Annotated in this window: 25 protein-coding genes; 14 read left to right on the top strand and 11 right to left on the bottom strand. The window is 70.8% G+C overall.

From position 1 onward, the window contains the following. Nucleotides 1-85: 85 nt before the first annotated feature. Nucleotides 86-1,162 (bottom strand): histidinol-phosphate transaminase, encoded by a 1,077-nt coding sequence (locus QE412_RS13190; RefSeq protein WP_307484546.1) that lies wholly within the window; start codon nt 1,160-1,162, stop codon nt 86-88. Nucleotides 1,163-1,253: 91 nt separating this feature from the next. Here QE412_RS13190 and QE412_RS13185 point away from each other — a divergent pair, with 91 nt between their 5' ends. The 4 genes from QE412_RS13185 (at nt 1,254) to QE412_RS13170 (ending at nt 4,928) form a co-directional block, all read left to right on the top strand. Continuing rightward, a complete protein-coding gene (locus tag QE412_RS13185; RefSeq protein WP_307484545.1) occupies nt 1,254-1,658 on the top strand; it encodes a phage holin family protein in 405 nt (134 codons plus the stop codon). 34 nt (nt 1,659-1,692) lie between these two features. After that, nucleotides 1,693-2,199 (top strand): low molecular weight protein-tyrosine-phosphatase, encoded by a 507-nt coding sequence (locus QE412_RS13180; protein WP_307484542.1) that lies wholly within the window; start codon nt 1,693-1,695, stop codon nt 2,197-2,199. A 27-nt stretch (nt 2,200-2,226) separates the two neighbouring features. Continuing rightward, nucleotides 2,227-3,606: an adenylosuccinate lyase gene (gene purB / locus QE412_RS13175; RefSeq protein ID WP_307484540.1), complete on the top strand. Its 1,380-nt coding sequence runs from the start codon at nt 2,227-2,229 to the stop codon at nt 3,604-3,606. A 281-nt stretch (nt 3,607-3,887) separates the two neighbouring features. Next, on the top strand, nt 3,888-4,928 hold the full coding sequence (locus tag QE412_RS13170; protein ID WP_307484538.1) for a zinc-binding dehydrogenase: 1,041 nt from the start codon (nt 3,888-3,890) through the stop codon (nt 4,926-4,928). 246 nt (nt 4,929-5,174) lie between these two features. Here QE412_RS13170 and QE412_RS13165 read toward each other — a convergent pair whose 3' ends face one another. The 5 genes from QE412_RS13165 to QE412_RS13145 all read right to left on the bottom strand — a co-directional run bounded on the left by QE412_RS13165 (nt 5,175) and on the right by QE412_RS13145 (nt 10,752). Next, a complete protein-coding gene (locus QE412_RS13165; RefSeq protein ID WP_307484536.1) occupies nt 5,175-5,570 on the bottom strand; it encodes an amino acid transporter in 396 nt (131 codons plus the stop codon). After that, the gene (locus QE412_RS13160) at nt 5,567-6,199 is read right to left on the bottom strand and encodes an acyl-CoA synthetase (RefSeq protein ID WP_307484534.1); all 633 of its coding nucleotides are present in this window, start codon (nt 6,197-6,199) and stop codon (nt 5,567-5,569) included. Before QE412_RS13160 ends, QE412_RS13165 begins: the two co-directional genes overlap by 4 nt. Before the next feature lie 82 nt (nt 6,200-6,281). After that, complete coding sequence (locus tag QE412_RS13155) at nt 6,282-7,349, bottom strand: WxL protein peptidoglycan domain-containing protein (RefSeq protein ID WP_307484531.1); 1,068 nt, start codon at nt 7,347-7,349, stop codon at nt 6,282-6,284. A gap of 62 nt (nt 7,350-7,411) precedes the next feature. Then, nucleotides 7,412-9,403, bottom strand: coding sequence for a purple acid phosphatase family protein (locus QE412_RS13150; protein ID WP_307484529.1), 1,992 nt, complete (start codon nt 9,401-9,403; stop codon nt 7,412-7,414). Nucleotides 9,404-9,531: 128 nt separating this feature from the next. Beyond that, complete coding sequence (locus tag QE412_RS13145) at nt 9,532-10,752, bottom strand: HupE/UreJ family protein (RefSeq protein WP_307484526.1); 1,221 nt, start codon at nt 10,750-10,752, stop codon at nt 9,532-9,534. Nucleotides 10,753-10,864: 112 nt separating this feature from the next. Between QE412_RS13145 and QE412_RS13140 the strand changes: the two genes are divergently transcribed. After that, complete coding sequence (locus QE412_RS13140) at nt 10,865-11,521, top strand: hypothetical protein (RefSeq protein ID WP_307484523.1); 657 nt, start codon at nt 10,865-10,867, stop codon at nt 11,519-11,521. Nucleotides 11,522-11,528: 7 nt separating this feature from the next. Here the strand turns inward: QE412_RS13140 and QE412_RS13135 are convergent, their stop codons facing one another. Further along, nucleotides 11,529-11,795, bottom strand: coding sequence for an LPXTG cell wall anchor domain-containing protein (locus QE412_RS13135; RefSeq protein ID WP_307484519.1), 267 nt, complete (start codon nt 11,793-11,795; stop codon nt 11,529-11,531). 238 nt (nt 11,796-12,033) lie between these two features. Between QE412_RS13135 and QE412_RS13130 the strand changes: the two genes are divergently transcribed. The 3 genes from QE412_RS13130 to QE412_RS13120 all read left to right on the top strand — a co-directional run bounded on the left by QE412_RS13130 (nt 12,034) and on the right by QE412_RS13120 (nt 14,636). Beyond that, nucleotides 12,034-12,768 (top strand): ABC transporter ATP-binding protein, encoded by a 735-nt coding sequence (locus tag QE412_RS13130; protein ID WP_307484517.1) that lies wholly within the window; start codon nt 12,034-12,036, stop codon nt 12,766-12,768. After that, nucleotides 12,765-14,093 carry an FtsX-like permease family protein gene (locus QE412_RS13125; protein ID WP_307484514.1) on the top strand — a complete coding sequence of 443 codons (1,329 nt, stop codon included), beginning with the start codon at nt 12,765-12,767 and terminating at the stop codon, nt 14,091-14,093. The genes QE412_RS13130 and QE412_RS13125 overlap by 4 nt, the downstream gene beginning before the upstream one ends. 135 nt (nt 14,094-14,228) lie before the next feature. Continuing rightward, on the top strand, nt 14,229-14,636 hold the full coding sequence (locus QE412_RS13120; RefSeq protein ID WP_307484512.1) for an NUDIX hydrolase: 408 nt from the start codon (nt 14,229-14,231) through the stop codon (nt 14,634-14,636). Nucleotides 14,637-14,723: 87 nt separating this feature from the next. On the opposite strand, the gene QE412_RS13115 is transcribed toward QE412_RS13120, so the two are convergent. The 3 genes from QE412_RS13115 to QE412_RS13105 form a co-directional block, all read right to left on the bottom strand. After that, nucleotides 14,724-16,211 carry an SDR family oxidoreductase gene (locus QE412_RS13115; protein ID WP_307484509.1) on the bottom strand — a complete coding sequence of 496 codons (1,488 nt, stop codon included), beginning with the start codon at nt 16,209-16,211 and terminating at the stop codon, nt 14,724-14,726. A gap of 164 nt (nt 16,212-16,375) precedes the next feature. After that, nucleotides 16,376-16,534, bottom strand: coding sequence for a hypothetical protein (locus tag QE412_RS13110; RefSeq protein WP_307484506.1), 159 nt, complete (start codon nt 16,532-16,534; stop codon nt 16,376-16,378). A gap of 9 nt (nt 16,535-16,543) precedes the next feature. Beyond that, on the bottom strand, nt 16,544-17,764 hold the full coding sequence (locus tag QE412_RS13105) for an acyltransferase family protein (RefSeq protein ID WP_307484504.1): 1,221 nt from the start codon (nt 17,762-17,764) through the stop codon (nt 16,544-16,546). 302 nt (nt 17,765-18,066) lie between these two features. On the opposite strand from QE412_RS13105, the gene QE412_RS13100 reads away from it, so the two are divergent. Genes QE412_RS13100 through QE412_RS13075 form a run of 6 tightly spaced genes read left to right on the top strand, consistent with a single transcriptional unit; the run spans nt 18,067 to nt 23,147 of the window. Beyond that, entirely contained in the window at nt 18,067-19,095 is a 1,029-nt protein-coding gene (locus QE412_RS13100) for an ABC transporter substrate-binding protein (protein WP_307484501.1), read from the top strand. After that, entirely contained in the window at nt 19,092-19,868 is a 777-nt protein-coding gene (locus QE412_RS13095) for a glutamine amidotransferase (RefSeq protein WP_307484499.1), read from the top strand. Before QE412_RS13100 ends, QE412_RS13095 begins: the two co-directional genes overlap by 4 nt. Next, nucleotides 19,865-20,536 carry a M24 family metallopeptidase gene (locus QE412_RS13090; protein ID WP_307484496.1) on the top strand — a complete coding sequence of 224 codons (672 nt, stop codon included), beginning with the start codon at nt 19,865-19,867 and terminating at the stop codon, nt 20,534-20,536. The genes QE412_RS13095 and QE412_RS13090 overlap by 4 nt, the downstream gene beginning before the upstream one ends. Then, nucleotides 20,533-21,318 (top strand): ABC transporter ATP-binding protein, encoded by a 786-nt coding sequence (locus QE412_RS13085; RefSeq protein ID WP_307484494.1) that lies wholly within the window; start codon nt 20,533-20,535, stop codon nt 21,316-21,318. Before QE412_RS13090 ends, QE412_RS13085 begins: the two co-directional genes overlap by 4 nt. After that, nucleotides 21,315-22,139 (top strand): ABC transporter permease, encoded by an 825-nt coding sequence (locus QE412_RS13080; protein ID WP_307484491.1) that lies wholly within the window; start codon nt 21,315-21,317, stop codon nt 22,137-22,139. The genes QE412_RS13085 and QE412_RS13080 overlap by 4 nt, the downstream gene beginning before the upstream one ends. Nucleotides 22,140-22,148: 9 nt before the next feature. Further along, nucleotides 22,149-23,147, top strand: a complete 999-nt coding sequence (locus QE412_RS13075) for a LacI family DNA-binding transcriptional regulator (protein ID WP_307484487.1) — start codon at nt 22,149-22,151, stop codon at nt 23,145-23,147. 6 nt (nt 23,148-23,153) lie between these two features. On the opposite strand, the gene QE412_RS13070 is transcribed toward QE412_RS13075, so the two are convergent. Beyond that, complete coding sequence (locus tag QE412_RS13070; protein ID WP_307484484.1) at nt 23,154-24,194, bottom strand: M20/M25/M40 family metallo-hydrolase; 1,041 nt, start codon at nt 24,192-24,194, stop codon at nt 23,154-23,156. Nucleotides 24,195-24,204: the final 10 nt, after the last annotated feature.

The raw sequence follows: 24,204 nt of genomic DNA, 5'->3' as shown, positions 1-24,204 counted from the left end.
GAGGAAGCGTCCCGCGCGTACATAACGCCGAAGTCAACGGAGAGGAAGTCAACGGAGAGGAAGCAGCGAAGAGGGGAACGCGGCGTCAGCGCGGGGCGACCGCCCGGGCCACCTCGACGACGCGGTCGAGCGACTCCTCTTCGCCGATCGAGATCCGGATGCCGTCACCCGCGAATGGGCGGACGATGAGTCCCGCCTCCTCGAATGCCGCGGCGATCTCGAGCGTGCGCTCCCCGGCGGCGAGCCAGACGAAGTTGCCCTGCGCGTCGGGAACGTCCCACCCGACCTCACGCAGGCGCTCGACGAGGCGATCACGCCGCGCGGCGATCACCGAGACGCGGTGCAGCAGTTCGCTCTCGGCATCCAGGCTCGCCAGCGCCGCGGCCTCCGCCGCCGCCGTGACCGAGAGCGGAATGGCGGTGCTGCGGGCGGCATCCAGCACGTGAGTGTGACCCACCGCGTAGCCGACGCGAAGACCCGCGAGACCGTACGCCTTCGAGAACGTGCGGAGCACCACGACGTTGGGGCGCTCGAGCACCGCGCGCACGCGGCCGCCCTCGACCGCAGCCGGGTCGGTGACGAACTCGGCGTATGCCTCGTCGAGCACGATCAACACGTCGCTCGGTACCGCATCGACGAGCGCGACGAACTCGTCGTATCCCACCGTGGGGCCGGTCGGGTTGTTGGGGCTGCACACGATGACGACCCGGGTGCGGTCGGTGACCGCGGCGGCCATCGCGGGAAGGTCGTGACGGGCATCGGCCGTCAGCGGCACCTGCACGCTCGTCGCACCGGTCACGGCGACGAGCGAGGGGTACGCCTCGAACGATCGCCACGCGTACACGACCTCGTCGCCGGGTCCCGACGTCGCGAGCAGCAGCTGGGCCAGCACCGAGACGCTCCCCGCGCCGATGTGGACCTCCTCGGGTGAGAGGCCGTAGCGCGCGCCGAGGCGTTCTCGCAGCCGTGCGGCCGTGGCATCCGGGTAGCGGTTGAAGGCGCCGGCGGCGGCGACGGCCTCGATGACACCGGGGAGCGGTTCGTTGGGGTTTTCGTTGCTCGACAGCTTGAAGGCGTCGGCGCTGGCCTGCCGACCCTGGCGATACGCCGGCAGCGCGGCGATCTCGGGGCGGATACGGGGCAGGGTCGGCTCTTCACTCACCCCGCGAGCCTAACCGCGCGGGGCCCGTCGATGTCAGAGCCGATTCGCGGTGCGAGCCCCACGGCCACCGGCTGCGTGCCAGGGTGGACGCATGCGCTTCGTCGTCCGCGTCGCCGTCAACGCCTTCGCCATCTGGATCGTCACGCTGCTGCCGGCTCTGCAGGTGCGACTCATCCCCTTCGCCCCCGGCGAGGGGCTGCAAGTGCTGCTGACCCTGCTGCTGGTGGGTCTGATCTTCGCGCTCGTCAACGCCATCGTCGGCACCGTGGTGAAGATCGTCGCGATCCCCCTCTACATCCTCACCCTCGGGCTCATTTCCCTCATCATCAACGGGTTCCTGCTGTGGCTCACCGCCGCCGTCACGCAGAACGGGGACTGGGGTCTGCGCACGGGGGAGTTCTGGCTGACCGTGGTCGCGGCCCTGCTCATCGGCGTCATCAACGCCGTGCTGGGGGGACTGCTCCGCCGGCGCCGGGAAGAACGCGCACACCGCTGATGCGCGGCAGGCGCTTCCCCGCCATGATGGGGGGATGACCGCGAGTGCCGACGCTCCCTTCCGCGTCGTCTTCGTCTGCAGCGGCAACATCTGCCGGTCGCCGATGGCCGATGTGGTCTTCCGCCGTCTCGCCGATGACGCGGGTCTCGGAGCGCACGTGGCGTCGAGCTCGGCCGGCACGGGCGACTGGCACGTCGGCGAGCGGGCCGACCACCGCACCCTCGCCGCCCTCGAGCGCCTCGGATACGACGGCGCCGCGCACCGCGCCCGGCAGTTCTCCGTCGTCGACTTCGCCCGCAACGACCTCGTCGTCGCGCTGGACCGCAGTCACGAGCGCGTGCTGCGCGGGTGGGCGCGCAGCGACGACGACGCCGACAAGATCGCCCTGCTGCAGTCGTTCCTTCCGGATGCCGAGACCCTCGACGTTCCCGACCCGTACTACGCCGGCCCCCCGATGTTCGACGAGGTGCTCGGTATGATCGAACGCGCCAGCCGCGCTCTGTTCCGGCAGCTCGAGCCCGCCATCCGCTCCGCGGGCTGACCTTTTCGCGCGACCCCCGGGAGACCCGTGTCCTCTCTGCCTCCGCAGCCCCTCAGCCCGCTCGACGGTCGCTACTTCGCGACCGTCGCCGAGATCGGCGACTACCTGTCGGAGGCGGGCCTGAACCGCGCTCGCGTCGAGGTCGAGGTCGAGTGGCTGCTCGCACTGACCGACCGCTCGCTGTTCGGCACGTCGCCGGTGTCCGACGCCGACCGCGCGAAGCTGCGCGCACTGTACAAGGACTTCGGCGCCGACGAGATCGCGTGGCTCGCCGCCAAAGAGGCCGTCACACGTCACGACGTCAAGGCCGTCGAGTACCTCGTGCGCGACCGTCTCGACGCCCTGGGCCTCACCGCCCTCGCCGAGCTGACGCACTTCGCGTGCACGAGCGAAGACATCAACTCCACCGCCTACGCCCTCACCGTCAAGCGCGCGGTCGAGCGCGTATGGCTGCCGAAGCTCCGTGCGGTGACGGCCGCCCTGGCCGAGCTCGCCGTGCAGCACCGCGACGCCGCGATGCTCTCGCGCACCCACGGCCAGCCCGCCACCCCCACGACGATGGGCAAGGAGATCGGTGTCTTCGCGTGGCGCCTCGAGCGCGTCATCCGTCAACTGGATGCCGGGGAGTACCTCGCGAAGTTCTCGGGCGCGACCGGCACCTGGTCGGCGCACGTCGCCGCCGAGCCCGACGTCGACTGGCCGTCGCTGACGCGGGAGTTCATCGAGTCGCTGGGCCTGGGCTTCAACGCGGTCACGACCCAGATCGAGTCGCACGACTGGCAGGTGGAGCTGTACGACCGCGCGCGCCACGCGGGCGGCATCCTGCACAACCTCGCCACCGACATCTGGACCTACATCTCGCTCGGGTACTTCACGCAGATCCCCGTCGCCGGCGCCACCGGCTCGTCGACCATGCCGCACAAGATCAACCCGATCCGTTTCGAGAACGCCGAGGCGAACCTCGAGATCGCGGGCGGGCTGTTCAGCACCCTGGCATCCACCCTCGTCACCAGCCGCCTGCAGCGCGACCTCACCGACTCCACGACGCAGCGCAACATCGGCGTCGCCTTCGGCCACTCGCTGCTCGCGCTCGACAACCTGCAGCGGGGCCTGACCGAGATCTCCCTGGCCGAAGACGTGCTGCTGGCCGACCTCGACGTGAACTGGGAGGTGCTCGCCGAGGCCATCCAGACCGTGGTGCGCGCCGAGATCGCCGCCGGCCGCTCGCAGATCACCGACCCCTACGCCCTGCTGAAGGACCTCACGCGGGGCCGCCGCGTCGGTGCCCCCGAGTTGGCGGAGTTCGTGCGCGGCCTCGACATCGGGGATGCCGCAAAGGAACGCCTGCTCGCTCTGACGCCCGCGGCCTACGCCGGGCTCGCGTCGCGGGTGGTCGACTCGCTGTAGGCGTGGGGTGGCGCGGTGCCACCCCCTGTCGAGTGTCCAAGACACGCCGCTGGGGCCTGTGCGCCAGCGGCGTGTCTTGGACACTCGACCTCCCGGCGCGTCGCCCGGCGCGCACCCCCGACGCTTCAGCACCTTGCGCCCCTGTTGAGTGTCCAGGACACGCCGCGTGAGCCCGCGCGCCAGCGGCGTGTCTTGGACACTCAACAGCCAGGATGGGGCGGCCGACTTCTAGCGGGAGGCGGGCGGCGGGCAGGTCGTCGCCGCAGACGAGAATGGATGCCATGCGCGCAATGATCATGGACGCCCTGGCCGAGTCGCCCGAGGTGCGTGACGTCGAGGCGCCGCGTGCTCCCGCCGACGGCGTGGTCGTCGAGGTGTTCGCCACCGGCCTGTGCAAGAGCGACTGGCACGCGTGGGTGGGCCACGACGACATCGCCCTCCCCCACGTTCCCGGACACGAGTTGGCGGGCGTGATCGTCGAGGTGGGCACGGCCGTGCAGCGCTGGGCGGTGGGCGAGCGCGTGACCGTGCCCTTCGTCATGGGGTGCGGCGCCTGCGAATGGTGCCTGAGCAGCGACGCACAGGTCTGCCCCGACCAGCAGCAGCCCGGCTTCACGCAGTGGGGCTCGTTCGCCGAGCGGGTGGTGCTGCACGCCGCCGACACGAACGTCGTCCGCATCCCCGAGAGCGTCTCGTTCGAGGCAGCGGCCGCCCTCGGATGCCGCTTCGCCACCGCCTACCGCGCCCTCACCGGCCGTGCCCGCGTGAAAGCTGGCGAGTGGGTCACGGTCGTCGGCGCCGGGGGCGTGGGCCTGAGCGCCGTCATGATCGGCGCGGCCCTCGGCGCGCGCGTCATCGCCGTGGACCGCACCCCCGCCGCCCTCGACATCGCCCGACGTCTCGGCGCCGAGCACACGCTCCTCGCCGACGGCTCCGACATCGCCGCCGCCGTGCACGAGCTCACCGGCGGCGGCAGTCACGTGTCGGTCGACGCGGTGGGCAGCGCGCAGACGGCGCGCGATGGCATCCTGAGCCTTCGACGCCGCGGTCGCCACGTGCAGATCGGCCTGCTTCCCACCCCCGACGGCATGAGCGCCATGCCCATGGCGCGCGTGATCGCCTGGGAGCTCGACCTGCTCGGCAGCCACGGCATGGCCGCGGTGGACTACCCCGAGATGCTGTCGCTCATCGAGAGCGGAGCGCTGCGACCGCAGGACCTCATCGAACGGGTGGTCGGCCTCGGCGAGGCGGCGGCTCTGCTCCCGGGGATGGATGCCGCCTCGCCGGCCGGCATGACGATGATCGACCCGCGGCGGAGCTGAGCGGCAGACCTGAGCGCCAGACCTGCACCTGGCACGCCCGGCCCCTCACGGTCGGCTGACCGGTGACCAGCGGAGGAGATGCAGCGACGGGAGGTGAGAACTCCCGGCACGTCCTTCGCTCACCCCAGATCCTCCCGCCAGCACGCACAGACACCAGCACGCACAGACGCCAGGGCACGAGAACGCGCCGACCCCGGCTCCCGACCCCGGCGTCCCCACGCGTACGCCGGACGGGATGCCGTGGCGTCAGGGCTTCGGCGCGGCGGGGCCGTCGTCGGGGTCGCTGGAACGGTCGGATTCCGCCGTCGTCGACGGATCGCCGGACTCTGCCGCGGCGGCGGGGGCGTCGGCATCCGGAGCATCTTGGGGCAGGAGCAGCGGCCGGTCGACGGTCGCGGTGACCTTCGAGGGGTCGACGACGAGGAGCATCAGGGCGACGCTGACGAGAACGACGATGAACGTCGCTCCCGCCGCCACCGCGGCCACGACGAGCGCACGCTGGATCTCGTCGGCGGGCCGGGTCTGGAAGAACCCCATCGACATGAGCGTGACGAACCCGGCGAACAGCGCGGCGACGAACGCGAGCCCCAGCAGCTGGATCGGCTTCATCAGGTCTTTACGGGTGGTGGGCTTGTCGGTCATGACGCGGCCTCCTCGGAGGGTACGGCCGGAACGGATTCGGGGCGGCGGGGCGAGAAGCCCGCGATCGCGAGGAACACGGCGACGACCGCCGCGTATCCGCCGAACAGTCCCACGGCGATGGTGATCCCGGTGAGCGTGAACGAGCCCGCCCCGGCGATGCTGTAATCGAGCGCGTACTGCTGGATCGGCAGCAGCAGCACGAGACCGAGGACGATGCCGAGGATGCCGACGAGCACCCCGTCGCGCACGCCTTCGGTACGGCCGGCTCGACGATCGCGCAGGGCGCCGATGAGTTCGATCACTCCGGACAGCAGCGCCCACGAGACCACGACGCCGAAGAAGAAGCCGGTCGTGCGCCACGCCGGCACACTGCTCGCAAGCCCCGCCAGCACCGAGACCACGGCCAGCAGAACCGGCGTCGCGCGCTCGGTGCGGGGGAAGACCAGCCACGCCGAGAGCCCGAGCACGAGCCCGGTCGCGAGGGCGAAGCCGCTGAACACGCCGAGTCCGAGAGGCGCGGAGTGATCGGATGAGAACGTCACCATGACGGCGGCGAGCGCCGCGAAGAGAGCGCGCGCGAGCTGCACGTGGCGCAGGTCGAACGACGGCACGGAGGAGCGAGTGGTCACGGAGCGTCCCGGAGAGGCGGAATGGATGTCTCCAGTCTATTCCTCGCCGCCTGTGCGCCTCCGGGGGAAGCTCGATGCCGAATCAGTCGACGAGCTCGCGTTCGCGTCCCTGCTCCGCCAGCGTGCGCTCCACGGCAGCGGCGACGCGTGCGTCCTCGGCCTCCCGGCGGCGACGGCCACGCTCGCGCAGCAGCCGGGGACCGAAGACGGCGGCGGCCACGGCGAGCACCACCAGCAGCAGCAACGGCCACGGAACGGCCCACCCGAGCGCGGAGGCTGCGACGGGGTCGAGCGTCGTGATGGTGCCGGCGGCATCGGTGACGACGGGGGTCGCGGCGACCGAGGCGACGAGCACGCCCATCGCCGCCACCGCCGGCACCCGGACGTCGCGCTGCCAGGACTCGCCCGGCAGCAGCGTGGGAGCCGCCTCGGTCGGGTCGGCGTCGACACGCGCGAGGTCGAACGGCCCGCTCACGGCGTCGGACTCCTCGGCACTGAGTGCGACGTTGCCGGCGTTGTGCAGTCGGTAGTGCACGGTGGCGTCGCCCACGAGGAAGGGGATGACGCCGCCGTCCCAGTCCACGCGCAGGTCGTCGACGGCGAGGGCGGGTGCGAGGTCTCCTCCGACCCGGATAGCGGTGCGGATGCCGAGGCGCCGGTCCACGTTGACGTTGGCGCTGGCATCGGCCACCGTCAGCGAGGTCACGACCCCGCCCGCGTAGTCGCCGGGGGTGGCGTTCTGCGGCACGTCGACGGCGAACGGCACCTCGACGCTCTGGCCCGCGGCGACGCGGACGTGGCGCTGCGGCACGGTGACCCAGGCGCCCACGCCGACCGACTGCTCGCCGGCGACGCGCAGGTCGAGGGCGCCGGTCGAGGTCGTGTAGCCGTCGGATGCGTACACGTCGAGCTCGAGGTTCTCGGTGCCGCGGTTGGCGATGACCAGGGCATCGTCGAGATGCGCCCCCGGGTTGAGCGTGTAGCTGTAGTTCGTCCGCTCGGCGCCGAGGGAGTTCGAGGCGGTGCGCACGGTCCAGGTCACGTCATCGGTCGCGGCCAGGGCGGGGGATGCGCTGACGGCACCCCCGGCGATCAGGGCGGCGGCGAGGGTGACCGCGGCGACCCGCGGGAGAGAGCTCAGTGGAGACATGGGGATCCTTCGGGAGGGGACGCCGGCGGGGAGACACGCTCCCCGCCGGCGCTGTTCGCTGGTCAGCCGGCCAGCGCGGTGAGGGTCAGGGTCGCGCGGTAGCTTCCCTTGTCGGTGGTGTTGGGGATCTTCAGGTCGAGGTCTGCACCGACGACGCCGGCGCTGCGGTCGTGGCCCACGGGAGCCGACCCGAGCAGGCGCGAGACCGACAGGCCGTCGCCGCCGTCATAGCCCGATTTCACCGCGGCGCCCGCGACGGCTCCGGCACCCGGGGTGACGATCTTGGGCGTCCAGCCGAGGAACGAACCGTTGAAGGTCTTGCCGTTGTCGGTGAAGTCACCCACCGACGCCGAGACCGACCACGGCGACATGCTCGTGCGGGTGTCGGTGACGGTGATCGGGTTGATCTGTCCGGTGGCCTCGAAGTACTGCAGATTCTTCTCCTGGGCCGTGCCGAGGTCGACGAGGCCGTTGTGGCCGTTGATCGTCCAGCCGAACTCACCGGGGGCACTGGTGGGCACGTCGACCTGGATGTCCTGGCCGTCGCCGTGGTTGGGGTGGATGGTGACCTCGTCCTGAATGGTGCCCACAGCCTCGGCCGGCTTCGAGCCGTTCTCGGGGCCGCACCACAGCACCTTCTTCAGCTCCACCGCCGCGTTGGGTGCGTCGCAGGTTCCGGAGCGGATGTTCTGCACGACGAGCTGGTCCTTCTTGACCTGGACCTTGACGTACGAGCGCACGTGCTCCTGGTTCTGCACGGAGTTGTACCAGTAGTTCGCCGGGTTCAGCGGGTCGGCACCGTTTCCGGCACCGCTGGTCCCGCTGTCGTCGGGCGAGGTGATGTCGTAGTACTTCGACCCCGACGAAGAGTTCGCGGTGACGTACACGACGCCGCCGGGACCCTCGAAGACCTCGTCCTGACCGGGCTTCTCGTCGGCGTTGGCCTTGGCGCCGTTCTTGATCTCGTAGGAGCGCGAGTAGCTGTGGTCGTGACCCTGCAGGACGAGGTCGACGCCCAGCTTCGAGAAAGCCGTGGGGAAGTCGGTACGGCGGACCTTGTTGTCGGCGTCCTTCGCGTGGTCCGCCGGCGAGTAGATCGCGTGGTGGTACACGAGCACCGTGTACTTGGCATCCGCTCCGTGCTTGTTCACCACGTCGGTGACGTAGGCGATGTGCGCGTCGTCTCCGCCGCCGCCCTGCGAGGTGCTGTAGCTGTTGCTGTTCAGGTCGATGTACAGCACGTCCTTGTAGACGAACCAGTAGTCGCCGCCCGACTCCGTGCCGATGCTGCCCGATCCCTTGCGGTAATAGGCGCCGGAGCGATCGGTGTTGGGCGTGTACAGGTGCTGCTCGTAAGCCTTACCGCCCACGTCGTGGTTGCCGATGGTCGCGACCCACGGGTACTGGCGCAGCTGGTCGGGGGCGAGGAAGGCGTTCCAGTGCGCCTCGGTGTTGGCCGTCTCGACCTGGTCGCCGCCCGACACGAGCAGTTCGGCGTTCGGGTTGGCGCCGACCGCCACGTTCATGGTGTCCTGCCAGCCGGCCTGGTCCTTGGCGAGGTCGCCGGAGGAGCCGATCTGGGGGTCGCCGAAGAAGAGGAAGTCGTAGTCGCCCTCGAACGACTGCGTCTTGAACGCGGAGGTCGACGACCAGTTGCCGTCGGAGCCCACACGGTACGAGTACGCCGTGTTCTCGGCGAGACCCGTGATGGTGGCGTGCCGGTTGAAGCCCCCGCTCGAGGCGATGTTGGCGGTCCCGGATGCCGAGAACGTCGTGGCAGACGAGGGGAACTGCCCGTTCACCAGTGCCGAGGTCGGAGCGACCTGCACCACCTGCGCGGTGTCGGCGGAGGAGTACCAGGTGACGATGCGCTGCGTCTCGTCGGCGCCGACTCCGAGGATGACGCCGGAGAGCGTCGCCGAGGTGTCGGCCATCGCCGCGGGGACCGCCGCCGTGCCCGAGAGCACGAGCGAGGCGCCGATCGCAGCGGTTGCGATCCACGAGACACGGCGGCGCGTGTGCGCCCCGTGCGACGTCGATGCGGTGAGGAACATGGAGGTCCGTTCTCTTCGTGAGGATGTGGTGCGGGCTCGCCGGTCGCGAGCCCCTCCACGTTCCGCCGCGTGGGTGACGTCCACGTGAATGGTTGATTCAGGGCATCTATCGGAAGGGGCAACACCCGTCACTCGATGCCGAGGATGCGCTGGACGAACCACACCAATCCGGCCACGGTGACCACGACCGCGAGCACAGCGCTCACCCACATGCCCGCGCGCGGGGAGCGTCGCCGCAGCAGCACCAGCAGCGGGAAGACGATGAGGATGATGCCGATCTGCACCGCCTCGATACCGAGGTTGAACACCAGCAGCGACCACAGCAGCGTCCACGACCACGGCTCGTCGATGCCCAGCGCCGACGCGAAGCCCAGCCCGTGCACCAGGCCGAAGACGAACACGACACCCACGCGCAGCCAGCCCGCGCGGTCCAGACGCAGGAAGCCGTGCGCGTGCGAGAGGTCCTGATCGACCCGGTCGCCGCGCCAGAGGCGCCAGAGATACCAGGCGCCGACGACGGCGATGGAGAACGCGATGGTCGGCTCGACCAGCTCGGGCGGGGCCGCGACCACCCCGGTGGCGGCGAGGATGAAGGTCACCGAGTGCGCCAGCGTGAACGTCGAGGCGGCGATCACGACCTCCCGCAGCCGACGCGAGCCGATGATCAGCGCGACGAGGAAGAGGATGTGGTCGATGCCGGTGAGAAGGTGCTCGGCGCCGAGACGGAAGAACTCCCAGAAGCGCTCCAGCGTCGTCTGGGCGGTCGTGAACGCCGGGTGCTCGGCATCCAAGACGGTGCTGCCCTCGTGCAGGTCGAGCGCGTAGGTGAGGATCGTCTTCGTGTCGGTGACGAAGCCCTCGCCGTCGGGGAAGAGGGTCGAGGTGATCTCGTGGCCGTCGTCCGAGGGCGGGCAGGCGTAGTCCACGGTGAGCACGGCGTAGGGCACGCCGTCCTGCTGCGTCATCGACACGTCGTCGGCCAGCGAGGGTGAGCACGCCGTCCCCCCGGCGGAGACGCGGAAGCGCTCGCCCACGTACGCGGCGACGGCGTCCCGGTGCTCGACGAGGACGGCAGCCTGCTGGGCGGCGTCGCCGGCCTCGAACGCGGCCATGCCCGCGCGGTACAGGGGGTCGTCGTGCTGAGCGTCGGCGACCGAGACGACGAGCAGATCGTCTTCGAGCTGCAGCTGCGCACGCACGACGCCGGGGCCGCCGCTGTGGATGTCGGCGTAGACGACCGAGAGGATGCCGTGCGCCGACGCGGGAGCGGCGGCCGAGAGCAGGGCCGCGATTCCCGCGGCGAGGAACAGGAGGATGCCGGAGAGCCGGCGCCGAAGAGAAGCAAACATGAACACCTTTCTGCGCAGAGGGTGCTCCGACGTCATGAACGGTTCGCCGCGATGCGGAAAACGGAAACGAAACGTCCGCTCCGCGTTCACCCTGCCTCCCCATAGTGAGGGGGTGAGGCGCGGTGTGCTGTTCGTGGTGTCGGTGGCGATGCTGGGTCTTCTCGTCGGGTGTGCGACCGGCCCCGGGTGGGACGCGCCGCGACCGGCCCCCGCCGCCCTCGGCACACCCGCCCCCGGTTTCGCACCCGCGACGCCGCCTGCTGCTCCCGAGTCGACCCACTCGCCCGCGCCCGGCTCCTGGGCGGGGGTGAGCGCGCCCTCCGGGTATCGCGTGGTGCTGTTGACCGTCGGCGACGACGCCCCCACCCGGACCCTGGTCGACGCGGTCGAGGCGTGGGCCGCCGACACCGGGGCCGACCTCGAGGTCGTGCACGCCGACGACGACATGATCGACGGGGCCGTGCGCGCGATGGAGCTGAACCCCGACCTCATCGTCAGCGCGGGCGACGCCCTCGTGGATCCGCTCGCGACGGTGACGGCCAACCATCTCGACCGCCAGTTCCTCATCGTGGGCGCCGAGCTCGCCGAACCGACCGAGAACGTCACCGCGGTCGACTGGACCGGAGCCGCCTACCGCGGCGAGGGCCTGGGCACACCGGCCGCGTACGACCCCGCCTCGTTCACCCCCGCCCGCGCCGCGTCGGCCGTACGGGCGGGAGTCGCCGCAGTGCTCACGGGGCTGCGCGGCGTCGTGCTCTGGATCGACTGAGGGGGCGTCAGGCCCTCCGGCGCCACGCGCGCAGCGCCGCTCCCCCCGCGAGCGCGGCGAGCGCGAGCGCGCCGCCCCACAGGGCGAGCTCGCCGCCGGTTGCAGGAAGTGTGCCGGGAGCGCGGTCGTCCGCAGCGGCCGGCGCCGGCGTCGCCGACCGCTCCGGCACCTCGACCTGGATGATCATCGATCCGTCGGGCGGTGGGTCGCTCAGGGCCGCCGCCGGCACACAGAGAGCGGATGCCAACAGCACCGAGACCGTGATGGGGATCATGGACCGTACCTCCTGCCGCGATCCTGGCCGCCCGAGGTGAGGAGCGGGCGACGCGCAGATGAGCGGACGGCGAACATCGTCGCACGGCTTCACCGGCCGGGACAGGGGGCGCGCCCGCCGCGGCCGTGCCGGTCGGAGGGCGCTCGCATCTTGTCATCCAGCGAGATCGTCCGCTCGATCGACACGGATACCTCCCCGGGCTGACGACCCGGCCGTCGCCGCTCGCTGGGATGGAGTCATGACATCCTCCCCCGTCCTCACCGCCACCGGTCTCATCAAGCGATACGGCGAGCTCCGCGCCCTCGACGACGTTTCGCTGACCATCCGCACCGGCGAGTCCGTCGCCGTGATGGGGGCCTCGGGCTCGGGCAAGACGACGCTGCTGCACTGCCTCGCGGCCGTGATCGCCCCCGACGCGGGGTCGGTCGTGCTGAGCGCTCCCGGCACCGCCCCGCGCGAGCTGGTCGGCCTCGACGAGGGCGGGCGTGCCCGCGTGCGCCGCGAGTCGCTGGGCTTCGTCTTCCAAGAGCATCTGTTGCTGCCCGAGCTGACCGCCGTCGAGAACGCCGCCCTGCCCCTGCTGCTGACGGGGATGCGGCGACCGGATGCCGAGCGCCACGCCGCCGCCTGGCTCGCCGCCCTCGGACTCGCCGGCGTCGAAGGCCGGCGCATCGGCCAGCTCTCGGGCGGCCAGGCGCAGCGCGTGGCCATCGCCCGGGCCCAGGTCACCGGCGCCCCGGTCGTGTTCGCTGACGAGCCGACCGGCGCGCTCGACTCCGCGACCTCGGCCGAGGTGCTCGCCGCGCTGTTGCACGCGACCACCGGTCAGGGGCGCACGCTGGTGATGGTCACGCACGACGCCGACGTCGCCCGCCGCTGCTCGCGCATCGTGCGGGTGAGTGACGGTCGCATCGTGGGCGATTCGGCGATGGATGCCGCACCGGCTTCCCCTTCGACGGGAGCCTCCCGGTGAGCGCCGTCGTGCCCCTCGCCCGACTGCTCTCGCGCCCTGCCCGCCAGGGGCGCGCGGCGATCGCGCTCCCCGTCGTCGCTTTCGCCGTGACCACGGCCCTGTTGCTGGTGGTCACCGGGGGCGCGCGCATGTTCCTCGTGGATCCGCGCGCGACCGTCGCGGGCGGGCTCTACGGCATCCTGGCCGTTCTCGCCCTGGTGCTGCTGACCGTGCCGCTCGTCACCCTCGGGGCCGCCGCGGCGCGCCTCACGAGTCGCCGCCGCACCGATCGTCTGGCGACTCTTCGCCTGCTCGGCGCGAGCACGCGGGAGCTGTGGACGCTGACCGTGCTCGAGGCGACCGCTGTCGCCGCGGCCGGCGCGGTCGCCGGTATCGCGCTCTTCGGTGCGTTGCTTCCGCTCGTCGGTCTGCTGCCCTTCTTCGGCGGTCCCGTCGGCGTCGGCGCGGTGGCCGTCGACCCGTTGCTGGGCGCCGGCGTGGTGGTCGCCGTCGTGCTGATCGGCGCGGCAAGCTCGGCGGTGGGTCTGCGCCGGGTCGCGGTGACCCCGCTGGGTGTGCGCACGCGCCGCGCCGCGCCGCCGAAGAAGACCGCCGCGATCGTGATCGGCGGCGTGCTGCTCGTCGGTGTCGTGGCGCTGGTGATGAACTTCCAGGTCGTGGGTGAGCTTGTCGGCCCCGCCGTGAGCCTCGCCGTGCTGTTGGCACTGTTCGGCGCCGCGATGGGCCTGCTTAATGTCATCGGCGCCCCGGTCATCGCCGCCCGCGGCCGCGCGATCGCCCGCCGCGCCCGCACCGCCGCCGAACTGGTCGCGGGGCGCGAGCTCGCCGCGCACGCGGGTCCTGCGTGGCGCCGCGTGTCGGGCATGGCGATCGTGTCGTTCATCGCGGTCGTCGCGGGTTCGGGCCTCGCGATCGCCGATGTCGCCTCCGACGAGGCCGGGCCGATGATGGGTGACATCCGCACCGGCGTGCTGGTCACCCTCGGCATCGCCTTCGTTCTCCTCGCCTGCGCCGTAGGCGTCACCCAGGCGGCGTCGGTGCTCGAGGAACGGGAGCTGATCGTGGGCCTCGATCGCCTCGGCATCCCGGACGGCGAACTCCGCCGCGCACGCCGCCTGACGGTCATGGTCCCGCTGCGGTGGGCAGCGGTGGGCGGAGCCGCACTCGGACTGCTGCTGGCGTTCCCCATCGTCGGGATGAGCCTGCTCGTCGCCCCGCTCGCGGTGCTGACGATCGCGGCGACCTTCGCCGGCGGATTCGCGCTGGTCGCCACGGCGCTGGCGTCGACGCGACCGATCGTGACCGGCATCCGCCGCACCGCGTGATCCCCCGTCCCTCTCCCCCGTCCCTCTCCCCCGTTGAGTGTCCAGGACACGCCGCAGCCGCCCCACGCCCAGCGGCGTGTTCTGGACACTCGACAGCGCCGACACCCACACGCCCCCGGGTGCTACCGTGCCGGTGTGACCACGGATGCCATTGCCCCGCGCCGGATCCGCGTCTCGGCCGCGGTCATCACCGACGCCGCCGGACGCCTTCTGCTGGTGCGCAAGGCCGGGACGACTGCGTTCATGCAGCCCGGCGGCAAGCCCGAGCCGGGTGAGACGCCGGGCGAGACTCTTGCCCGCGAGCTCGGGGAGGAACTCGGCCTCGCCCTGGATCCCGCCGACCTCGAGGCGCTCGGCGAGTTCACCGCCACCGCGGCCAACGAGCCGGGCTTCGACGTGGTCGCCGACGTGTTCCGCGTCGACATCGGCGACCAGCAGCCCGTGCCGGATGCTGAGATCGCCGAGCTCCGCTGGGTCACCGCCGCGACGGCATCCGGTCTGGAGATCGCCCCACTCGCGCGCGAGTTCTTCCTGCCCGCCTGATCCGCCCGTTGAGTGTCCAGGACACGCCGTCGGGCCGGGCCCCGATGCGGCGTGTCCTGGACACTCAACGGGTAGCGGGGCGCCGGGTCACCAAGAGCTCTTGCGGTAGTCCTTCAGGAAGATGCCGAAGAGGTCCTCGCCGGCCTCGCCGCGCACGATCGGGTCGTACACGCGCGCCGCGCCGTCGACGAGATCGAGCGGAGCGTGGAAGCCCTCCTCGGCCAGGCGCACCTTGGTGAAGTGGGGTCGCTCGTCGGTGATCCAGCCGGTGTCCACGGCGGTCATGAGGATGCCGTCCGACTCGAACATCTCGCGCGCGCTCGTGCGCGTCAGCATGTTCAGCGCGGCCTTGGCCATGTTCGTGTGCGGGTGGCCGGGACCTTTGTATCCACGGCCGAACACGCCCTCCATCGCCGAGACGTTGACGATGTACTTCCGCTTCGCGGTGGATGCCGCCATCGCCGGGCGCAGGCGGCTGACCAGCAGGAACGGCGCGGTCATGTTCGCCAGCTGCACCTCGAGCATCTCGAGCGGCTCGACCTGGTCGACGTGCTGCGTCCAGCTGTTGATGCGGTCCTCGTCGGGGATGAGGCCGCCGGCGTCGATCGCGGTTCCGGTCATGAGACGCTCGAGCGACGACGAGCCCGCGGCCATCGCCTCGGCGGTCAGCTCCTCGGCCGTGCGCGCCGCCGACGCGAGGATCGGGTGCGCCGACACCGACTGCGCGAGCGCCAGCGGGTGCGCATCGTTCGTGTGGCCGAACGTGACCAGCTCGGGCAGCGGTCCGTCTGGAAGCGGTGCCAACTCGGCATCCACCAGGGGTTTGTACGCCCCCGGCGAGCGCCGCACGGTCTGGGCTGCGTTGTTGATGAGGATGTCGAGCGGACCATCGGATGCCACCGACTCGGCGAGTCCGATCACCTGGGCGGGGTCGCGCAGGTCGATGCCGACGACCTTGAGCCGGTGGAGCCAGTCGGCGCTGTCGGGGAGCGACGAGAATCGGCGGACGGCGTCGCGCGGGAAGCGCGTGGTGATGGTGGTGTGGGCGCCGTCGCGCAGCAGGCGCAGCGCGATGTACATGCCGATCTTGGCGCGACCGCCGGTGAGCAGGGCGCGCTTGCCGGTGAGGTCGGCGCGGGCGTCGCGCTTGGCGTGGCTCATCGCCGCACAGTCGGGGCAGAGCTGGTGATAGAACGCATCGACGAGGGTGTAGTCCTGCTTGCAGATGTAGCAGGCGCGGGCCTTGATCAGCTCTCCGGCGTACGGCGTCTCGACGCGCGTCGCGAGCGGGATGCCGCGCGTCTCGTCGTCGATGCGGTCGGGGGCGCCGGTGGCGGTGGCGGCGACGACGGCGCGATCGGCGTCGGCGATGCGCTGCCGCTTCTCTTTACGCGACTGCCGCTTGACGTCTTTGTAGAGCTTGCCGGTCTGGCGGCGCAGGGCGATGTAGGCGGGGTCATCGTGGTCGAGCGCGGAGGCGGCGTCGATGACGCGCAGCGCGATCTCGAGCTCGGTGGGATCGATGGATGCCACGGCCTTGGCCTCACGATCGGGATTCAGCAGTGTTTCGGGCACGGGGCAGTGTACCGGGGGCTCGCTGAACGACGGGTGGAGCGGGTGTGTCGCAGCTCATCTGCCGCGGGGTCGGCAGCACGAGAACAGGGGATCGCGCAAGAACAGGGCGCCGCGGCGCGGATCGCGCCTGTTCTCGCACGATCCCCTGTTTTGGGGCGGCGGCGTCAGCTCTTCCCGCCGTCGACCCAGCGGGTGTGGGCCTTCAGCGCGTGCAGAACGGCGAAGCGAACCACGACGTAGAGCACGGCCCCGACGACCGCGAGGCTGATGCCCCAGGTGACGAGCAGGATGAGCAGGTGGGTACCGCCGACAGCCGAGAACATCCGGCGAGCCTAACTGCGGGTGCGCTGCCCCACCAGAGCCTCGGCCGAGACGCCGGATGCGCCGACTCCCGCCCCCGCGACGGGGGAGGACCGCACGTCGCCCGCCGCGGGCCGCACGCGCGCTCGCGACCGCTCGTACCGCAGCAGCCACCTCTGGGCCGGGATCTCGACCGCCTTGTGGAGCACCCACGCCAGAGCCAGCGCGATGCCGAACGCGGCGAGCGCGAGCGGCACCGCCCGCGGCCAGGGCAGCTGCGGGTGCCCGTCGGGCCACGACGACGACACCGAGGCGATCACCAGCAGGTGCACGAGGTAGAACGCGAACGACACCCGCCCGAGTTCCTGCCACAGCGGACGCGCGAGGAAGGTCGAGCGCCCGCGCGCGTCGGCGTTCGCGAGCGCGGCGACGAGCAGGGCGAAACCGCCGACGGTCGCCGCGAGGCCCACGTGCACCTCGGTGCCGGGCAGCGTCGGCGCCTCCGACAGCGCGTACCCCGCGACGGCGAGCGGGAGCGCGAAGCGCAGCCTCATCGGCATCCAGGCCCCGCTCTTCATCAACAGCGCGAGCGCCACGCCGAGCACGAACTCGGGCAGCCGCAGCAGCGGCGTCGACGCGGCCGACATCGGCACGGGTGACACGGCGGCGATCTGGGGAGCCAGTGCGGCGAGCGCGAGGGATGCCACGACCACGATCACGAGCGCCCGGTTCGACGCGCGGGCCAGCGGGCGGATGAGGAAGGGGAAGGTCAGGTAGAAGAACGCCTCGCACACGAGGGACCAGCTGGCGGGGTTGCCGGCCTGCCACCAGTCGGGCACCCAGCCGTTGACGAGGAGGACGTTGGCCACCACCGGCGCGGCGCCGTTGCTGCGAATCTCGGGCACCAGCGTCGCCGCGGCAAGAAGGGCGAGGCCGACGCCCACGAGGTGCAACGGATAGATGCGTGCGATGCGGTGCCACCAGAACGACCGGGCCGACTGCTGCGGCTTGAAGCCCCACGCCAAGACGAAGCCCGAGAGGATGAAGAACAGCGTCACCCCGGTCTTGCCCGCTTCGAAGAGGAACCCCCACACGTCGCCGGCCGTCCCGCCGAAGTAGTTCACGGCCATGAGGTGGTGGCCGAAGATCAGCATCGCGGTCGCCCAGCGCAGGCCCGTCAGCGAGGGCAGGGTCCGGACCGTGTCGAGGGGCCCCGGGGTCTTCGCCATGGGCGTCGAGAGGGGGACGGTCATCGTGCTGATGGTCATCGCCTCCCCTGTCATTTCGCGCGCGCCCACCCGCTCGTCGACGACGCCGCCCTGGAGTCGACCTGAGCACGTGGAGTCGCGCAGACCGGAAGAGACGGTACACGGTGAGAGTGAGGGATCGCCTGAAAGGGCCGGAGGGTGACGGCCCGAGGGCGGCGGTGGCAGGTCGCGCCGATCGCCGGCGGCCTCGCCACGTTTTACGGGACGGTAACACTCGCGTCATGACGCGCCGCATCGGACGCGGATACTTTGGTAATCGATTACCCGTCGATGAAAAGGACCCGACCATGAGCACAGCCGCACGCCACATCCGCCGAGTCGTCGCCGCCGCGTGCGGCGTCGCCCTCGCCGTCACCCTCACCGCCTGCGCGGGCGGCTCGGGCGAGGCGTCCGGCGATGGCGGCACCACCGACATCCGGTTCATCCAGGAGTGGCCCGTCGCCGACGGCTTCTGGATTCCCTGGCTGGTCGCAAAGGATCAGGGGTTCTACGAAGAGGCCGGACTCAACGTCGACATCATGACCCCACCCAACACCTCGGCCACGATGCAGTACCTGGGCACACAGCAGGCGGACCTGGCTTTCACCACGAGCGTCGACATCGTCACCGCCCGCTCACAGGGCGTCCCCGTCGTCGGCATCGGCACCTACGGCACGAACAACAACTGGGGCCTCATGACCACCTCGGGCGAGCCGATCAAGCCGGACGAGCTCTCCGGCAAGCTCATCGGCACCTACAACGACGCGTGGTCCAACGCCCAGCTGTCGATCATGCTCGGTTCGGTCGGCAAGACCATCAACGATGTCACCCTCGTCACGGCGGACTCGAGCACGGTCCCGCTTCTCGTCGACGGGAAAGTGGATGCCATCACCGGCATCACCAACGCGGAGGGCAGCGAGCTGCAGTCCCTCGGCAAGGACTACTCGATCAGCTACTCGAAGGACTACGGCGCTCCGGACGCTCCCGTCCTCATGCTCGCGGGCAACTCGCAGTGGCTCGACGAGCACCCTGACGCAGCCTCGGCGTTCATGACCGCGACCATCCGCGGGTTGAACTGGGCGCGACAGAACCCCGACAAGGCCGTGGACATCTTCATGGCGGCGTATCCGGACGCGCAGTCGCTCGACTTCACCACCTTGCAGTGGGAGGCCACGTCCGCCCTCTTCGGCGACGCGGGCGTGGAGGTCACGGCCGACGACCTCAAGCAATCCCCCGAGACGTGGCAGTCGCTCGTCGACGTGGCGGTGACCTACGGGCTCATCGACCAGAGCATCCCCGTTTCCGACCTCTACACGAACTCGGCGCTGGGCGAGTGAGCGGCGGGCGCAGGATCCTGCTCGCGGGCGAGTCGTGGAGCACCACGTCCGTCCACACCAAGGGGTTCGACACGTTCCACACGTCCACCTACGAAGAGGGGGCATGGCCCTTCATCCATGCGCTCGAAGCGGGCGGATGGAGTGTCGAGTTCCAGCCCAACCACGTCGCCGCAGAGAAGTTCCCCTACACGGTGGAAGAGCTCTCCGTCTACGACCTCGTGGTACTCAGCGACATCGGCGCCAACACCCTGCTGCTGACCAACGCCGTGTTCACGGGCGGACGGGCCGCGCCCGCCAACCGCCTCGCATCGCTGGCCGCATGGGTCGCCGGCGGAGGATCCCTGCTGATGGTCGGTGGGTACCTGTCCTTCCAGGGCATCGAGGGCAAGGCGAACTACCGCTCGACCGCGCTCGCTGAGGTGCTGCCGGTCGTCATGGAGATCGGCGACGACCGCGAGGAGACGCCGGAGGCGATCGTCCCGCACGCCGACGGCGGGCACGAGATCACCCGCGGACTCGAGGGCGATTGGCCCGGCATCCTGGGCTTTCAGCGCATGACACCCGCGCCTGGCGCGGAGGTCGTCGCAACGGTCGGCAGCCACCCGCTCGTCGTCGTGGGCCAGCACGGTGCCGGCCGTGTCGCCGCGGTGACCACCGACATGGGTCCGCACTGGCTGACCTCGCCCTTCGTCGAGTGGCCCGGGTACGCCCGCCTGTGGAACCAGCTCGCGCAGTGGCTCACGCGGGCCGGGGCGACGGAGACGGAACGATGACGGATCGGTCTCTCACCGACGAACCACCCGAGGGCCTCGTCCGGGCGCAACGACTCGCGATCCGGATCGCCGAGGAGTTCGCCCGCGACATCGAGCCCGGCGAATCGGAGCGCGCGGTGCGCGACCGCATCGATCGGCGGGTCGTCGAGCTCGGCGGGGCCGGCGTATGGACGCCCACGGTCGTGGGGTTCGGCGTCGGCACGTTGAGCTGCTTTCCCACTGACGTGCCGTCCGAACGGGTGCTGTGGAACATCGACCTCGGCACGATCGACGTGCATCCGGTGACGACCGACGGCTGGTGGGGTGACTGCACGCGCACCCTCATCCGCGGCGAGAACGTGCCCCAGCGGCGCGCCCTCGAGGCCGTCGAGGAGATCCACGCGGGCCTCTTGGCGGCCGCCCGACCCGGAATGCGGGCGTGCGACTGGTTCGCCCACTTCCAGGACGCCCTGTCCGGGACGGGGCTGCTCCTGCTGGACCGGCTGCAGAACATCGGGCACTCGCTCTCGCGCGATTCCTCGTACGACGACGGGTACATCGATGCGTACAACGAGACGGTCATGACCGGCGCGTGGGCGGTGGAACCGTTCATCGGCACCCACCTCTACGGGGTCAAGCGCGAGGACGTCGTGTGGTTCGGTCCCCGCCGCGTGACGGTGATCTCGTGAGCACGCCCAAGGTCGTGCTGAGCGGCGTCGAGCAGCGCTTCGGCAGCACAGAGGCGCTCGCCACCACCGACCTCTCGGTCGCGGCGGGCGAGTTCGTCTCGGTGATCGGGCCGAGCGGGTGCGGCAAGTCGACGCTGTTCAACATCGTGTCCGGCATCCTGCGTCCCACGCGCGGGACCGTCACGATCGACGGCACCGACACCACCGGCCGCCCCGGAACCGTCGGATACATGCTGCAGAAGGACCTGCTCGTGCCCTCGCTCAGCGCGCTCGAGAACATCACCCTCGGCGCCCGCCTGACGGGCCGCGTGACCCGGGAGCAGAAGCAACAGGCCGCCGAGATGGCCACCCACTACGGCCTGGGCGACTTCCTCGATCACTTCCCGCACGCGATGAGCGGCGGGATGCGCCAGCGCGTCGCCCTCATGCGCACCCTCGCGTTCGCGAAGGACGTCATGCTGCTCGACGAGCCCTTCGGCGCCTTGGACAGCCAGACGCGCCTCGACATGCAGCAGTGGCTGCTACGGGTGTGGGGGGAGACCGGCTCGACGGTGCTCTTCGTCACCCACGACATCGACGAGGCGATCTTCCTCGCCGACCGTGTCGTGGTGATGTCGCCGCGGCCGGGTCGCATCAGCGAGATCCTGACGGTCGACCTCCCGCGCCCGCGCGATGTCGACGTGCTGACCAGCGATCGCTTCACCGCGTTGAAGAAGCGCGCGGTCGACCTCATCTACGGCCGCGCGCGCGGCGACCTCGACGAAAGGCGGACCCCCGCATGAGCATCGACGCGCTCTCCCCCTCCCGCCGGCGCTGGGTGACGCTGATCACTCCGATCGTCTCGATCCTGGGGCTGCTCGTGATCTGGGCGCTCGCCGTGCAGCTCTTCGCGATCCCGGCTTACGTCCTGCCATCCCCGTGGGCGGCCTTCGCCGCGATCGTGGAGGATCGGGATGCCATCGGGCGAGGTATCGTCGCGACCGGCCAGGTCTTCGCCCTGGGCTTCGTGATCGGCGCCGCACTCGGGTTCCTGCTGGCGCTGGTGATGTCGGCCTCGCCGCTGCTGTTCCGGCTGCTGTACCCGATCATGATCGTGAGCCAGGCGATCCCCGTCGTCGCCATCGGCGCGGCCTTGGTCATCTGGCTCGGTTTCGGCCTGGCTCCCAAGCTCGTCGTCGTCGCGATGATCGTGTTCTTCCCGGTACTGGTCAACGTGCTCGACGGCCTGCGCTCGGTCGACCCCGACAGCGTGCACCTCGCGCGGGCGATGGGCGCCTCCCGGTGGCGCACTTTCGTCGTCATCGCGCTTCCCGCGACCTACACCCCGCTGTTCTCGGCGTTGAAGATGTCGGCGACCTTCTCGGTGACGGGAGCCATCCTCGCCGAGTCGCTCGCGTCGACGACCGGCGGCCTGGGCGTGTACCTGTCGACGATGCAGGGCCGATTCAATACCGCGGGCGTGTTCGCGGCGATCATCGTCCTGGCATCCATCGGCCTGCTCGCCTTCCTGCTCATCTCGCTGTGGGAGTCGGCCAGCACGCCGTGGCGCCGGGCGAGCATCGTGCCCCGCCGCCGGCGCATGCTGCCGCGGACGCGGTCGTAGGCTAGCTCTATGGCGCGGCGTCCGACGGTACGAGATGTCGCCGACGCCGCCGGGGTCTCGGTCGCCACCGTGTCGAGGGCGCTGTCCGGAGCCCGTGCCGTCAAGCCCGAACATCGCGAGCTGGTCATGCGCACCGCGACCGAGTTGGGGTATCGCCCTCATTCGGTGGCACGGGCGCTGCGACGTGCGCGCACCGGCGTGGTCGGCATGGTCGTGCCGCGCATCGACAACCCGTTCTTCCCACAGGTGGTCAGCGGTGTCGAGCGGGCCCTTCAGGTCCATGACCTCGCCCTCTTCCTCTGCAGCTCCGACGACGACCCCGACACCGAGAGTCGTCGCCTCGACCTGCTCGCCGAGCGCCAGGTCGACGGCATCCTGGTGGTCCCGTGCACGCAGACCGCTTCGGCGCCCGCGCTCGACGCGACACGCGCCTCGATCCCACTCGTCCAGGTCGATCAGCGCGCGACCGGTGTCGCCGCACCGTTCGTCGGCATCGACGACGCCGCCGGCATCGCCGCCGTGATCGGACACCTCATCGCCACGGGCCGTCGACGACTGGCCTTCGTCGGAGCCGATCCCGAGAACTGGTCGGGAGGTCGACGTGTTGCGGGGTTCCGGGAATGGGCCCACGACAACGACCCCCGGGCCGCGGCCCGTGTCGCGCTCGGCGACTTCAGTCGCGAGTCCGGTCGCGCCGCGGCGCACGACCTGCTGAGTCGTGATCCCGAGATCGATGCCCTCGTCTGCGCGAACGACTTGATCGCGTTGGGTGCCCTGGATGCCGCGACCGAGCTGGGCCGGAAAGTCCCCATCGAGCTGGCGATCGCCGGATTCGACGACATCTCGGTGGCGACCGCATGCCGCCCGACGCTGACGACGGTTCGTCAGCCGGTCGCCGACATCGTCGCGACGTCGGTGGCGACGCTACTCGCGCTCATCGACGGGGACGACGCTTCGGCGAAGGAGACGCTCCTGCCGGTCGAGCTCATCGTCCGCGGCAGCGCCTGACGCGGCTCACGCCAGCCGCGCGCCGATGAGCGCGCGATAGATTTCCACTGCCTCCGAGAGCATGCGCACGGAGACCGACTCGTCCGTGGTGTGCGGTTGGTCGGGGTCTCCCGGACCCACGATGTACGACCGGGCGCGCGTGGGGTCGAGCACGGCGGCGTCCGTGAAGTAGCTGACCCCGTCCATCGAGGCACGCGAACCGCGAACGGATGCCACGACCTCGACGATCTTGTCCGTCAGCTCCGCTGTGGGGTCGCTCCACACCGCTGGGATGTCGAGGGTGGGCGTGACGGTTCCGTAGATCTCGAGCAGCGAGGTGACCTCTTCGGCTCCTGCCCCGGGAACCGTTCGCACGTCGACGGTCATCGACGCGGCGTCGGGGACGAGGTTCGTCTGCGTCCCACCCGCGATCGTCCCGATGTTCGTCGTGCGCGAGCCCAGTTGCGGGTGCGGCGGCCGCGGAGGCAGCGCGCCTAGCGCCCGCATCGCGTCGGCCAGTTTCTCGATGGCGTTCTCGCCGAGTTCGGGCCGGGAGCCGTGCGCACCCCGGCCGCTCGCGTCCAGCCGGAGCCAGGTCGCACCCTTGTGCCCGAGCCGCACATCGTTGCCCGTGGACTCCCCGACGATGAGGATGCCGTCGGCGGGGAATCTCCCTGCGGCGGCCACCGCGGCTCCTCCGCCGCATCCGGTCTCCTCGCCCGAGGTGAACACGAGGCGGAAAGGCGCGGCATCCGCAGCAGCCGCGTCGAGGGCTGCAACGGTCATGGCGGCGACCCCACCCTTCATGTCGCTCGCGCCGCGCCCATGCAGCCGGTCGCCGTCGACATCGCCCCCGAGCGGGTGTGCGGCCCAGGCGGCAGCACCCACGGGCACGGTGTCGACGTGACCGCTCAGGACGAGTGGCCCGCCACCACGCCAGCTGGCGACGAGATTCGAGCGACCGGGATGCCACGGGATCAGCGCCACGTCGAAGCCGGCGTCGTCGAGCAGCGGGGCCAGCAGAGCGAGAGCTACGTCCTCGTCGTGACCGGCGGTGTCGAGTCGCACGAGCTGCTGT

Origin of the sequence: Microbacterium trichothecenolyticum (assembly GCF_030818955.1) — a bacterium.
Classification (GTDB): Bacteria; Actinomycetota; Actinomycetes; order Actinomycetales; family Microbacteriaceae; genus Microbacterium; species Microbacterium trichothecenolyticum_B.
This window is presented reverse-complemented; position numbering and strand designations above follow the sequence as displayed.

Coding starts and splice junctions, on each gene's coding strand:
- QE412_RS13185 (WP_307484545.1), top strand. CDS start 1,254: ATGCGCTTCGTCGTCCGCGTCGCCGTCAACGCCTTCGCCATCTGGATC.
- QE412_RS13180 (WP_307484542.1), top strand. CDS start 1,693: ATGACCGCGAGTGCCGACGCTCCCTTCCGCGTCGTCTTCGTCTGCAGC.
- QE412_RS13170 (WP_307484538.1), top strand. CDS start 3,888: ATGCGCGCAATGATCATGGACGCCCTGGCCGAGTCGCCCGAGGTGCGT.
- QE412_RS13165 (WP_307484536.1), bottom strand. CDS start 5,570: ATGACCGACAAGCCCACCACCCGTAAAGACCTGATGAAGCCGATCCAG.
- QE412_RS13155 (WP_307484531.1), bottom strand. CDS start 7,349: ATGTCTCCACTGAGCTCTCTCCCGCGGGTCGCCGCGGTCACCCTCGCC.
- QE412_RS13150 (WP_307484529.1), bottom strand. CDS start 9,403: ATGTTCCTCACCGCATCGACGTCGCACGGGGCGCACACGCGCCGCCGT.
- QE412_RS13145 (WP_307484526.1), bottom strand. CDS start 10,752: ATGTTTGCTTCTCTTCGGCGCCGGCTCTCCGGCATCCTCCTGTTCCTC.
- QE412_RS13135 (WP_307484519.1), bottom strand. CDS start 11,795: ATGATCCCCATCACGGTCTCGGTGCTGTTGGCATCCGCTCTCTGTGTG.
- QE412_RS13130 (WP_307484517.1), top strand. CDS start 12,034: ATGACATCCTCCCCCGTCCTCACCGCCACCGGTCTCATCAAGCGATAC.
- QE412_RS13110 (WP_307484506.1), bottom strand. CDS start 16,534: ATGTTCTCGGCTGTCGGCGGTACCCACCTGCTCATCCTGCTCGTCACC.
- QE412_RS13105 (WP_307484504.1), bottom strand. CDS start 17,764: ATGACCGTCCCCCTCTCGACGCCCATGGCGAAGACCCCGGGGCCCCTC.
- QE412_RS13100 (WP_307484501.1), top strand. CDS start 18,067: ATGAGCACAGCCGCACGCCACATCCGCCGAGTCGTCGCCGCCGCGTGC.
- QE412_RS13090 (WP_307484496.1), top strand. CDS start 19,865: ATGACGGATCGGTCTCTCACCGACGAACCACCCGAGGGCCTCGTCCGG.
- QE412_RS13080 (WP_307484491.1), top strand. CDS start 21,315: ATGAGCATCGACGCGCTCTCCCCCTCCCGCCGGCGCTGGGTGACGCTG.
- QE412_RS13075 (WP_307484487.1), top strand. CDS start 22,149: ATGGCGCGGCGTCCGACGGTACGAGATGTCGCCGACGCCGCCGGGGTC.